This window comes from Priestia sp. SIMBA_032 (genome assembly GCF_046535215.1).
Taxonomy (GTDB): Bacteria; Bacillota; Bacilli; order Bacillales; family Bacillaceae_H; genus Priestia; species Priestia aryabhattai.
Window position 1 is genome coordinate 1 of sequence record NZ_JAWRXD010000894.1, and the last position, 263, is coordinate 263.

General features: G+C 31.6%; 1 protein-coding gene. It reads left to right on the forward strand.

The window, feature by feature from the left end:
• Window positions 1-263: ABC transporter substrate-binding protein (locus tag SB717_RS36900; protein ID WP_410908046.1), on the forward strand; the 263-nt coding region annotated here is incomplete at both ends.

Genomic DNA, 263 nt, shown 5'->3' on the forward strand with positions numbered 1-263 from the left:
GTTATTTTAACTTCTGAATTTGTTGATAAATATAAAAAGAATAAGCCAGATGAATTTAAAACGAAGTTAGATCCACGCATATATTTCTTACGTTTTAACCAAAAAAATGCAACATTTAAAAACCAAAAAGTACGTGAAGCGATTGATTTAGCATACGATAAAAAAGGAATTGCTGATGTCATTTTAAATGACGGTTCATTGCCAGCATATTTCTTAGTACCTGAAAAATTCACGACAGGTCCGGATGGAAAAGATTTCCGCTC